At 74.3% G+C, this 230-nt stretch carries 1 pseudogene; it reads right to left on the minus strand.

Features of this window, described 5'->3' with window-relative positions:
* Positions 1-230, minus strand: a pseudogene (locus tag BN358_RS11530) (N-acetylglucosamine kinase); the annotation flags it as partial.

The raw sequence follows: 230 nt of genomic DNA on the forward strand, positions 1-230 counted from the left end.
TAGCCCGCCGCCGCCACCCCAGTCTCCCGAGATGGGCCCGACCGCGAGGAACCGGACCCGGGCCCCGTCCGCGCGCACCCCGACGGCATTCATCCCGGTGCCGCAGACCACGGCCACCGCGTCCGGCTCGTCGGTACCGGAGCGCAGCAGCGCGAACAGGTCGTTGTCGACGTCCAGCCCTCGAGAGGCCCACGGCAGCCCGGCCAGTGCGTCCCGGTAGGCGTCGATCA

Origin of the sequence: Sedimentibacter sp. B4 (genome assembly GCF_000309315.1) — a bacterium.
GTDB lineage: Bacteria > Bacillota > Clostridia > Tissierellales > Sedimentibacteraceae > Sedimentibacter > Sedimentibacter saalensis.